Below are 230 nucleotides of genomic sequence, written 5' to 3'. Positions count from 1 at the left end.
GGCGAGGTCGTCGGCCGGACCGTTAGGATGATGATCATTCTCGCATCGATCAGTTCCTGGGCCAACTTTAACAACCTCTTCTACCATTGGCTCAACTACACGCCGGAAGATGTCGGCCGCGCCATCCTGGCTGCCGCGGGTACGGGGATTCGCGAGCCGACGAACGGCTTGTCGCAGATCTGGAAGACAGCCCATGAGGCTGCATCGGCCTTTGCGGAGCAGTCGGGTTA

Annotated in this window: 1 protein-coding gene; it reads left to right on the top strand. The window is 60.0% G+C overall.

Features of this window, described 5'->3' with window-relative positions:
* Positions 1-230 (top strand): type IV secretion system protein (locus ACPYOI_RS37285; RefSeq protein ID WP_481424332.1); only part of this gene is annotated, 230 nt, incomplete at both ends.

The sequence above is a fragment of the Rhizobium sp. SVR5-2C genome, assembly GCF_056755115.1.
The sequence above is the reverse complement of the archived record's forward strand: the minus strand, read 5'-3'. Positions and strand labels throughout refer to the sequence as shown.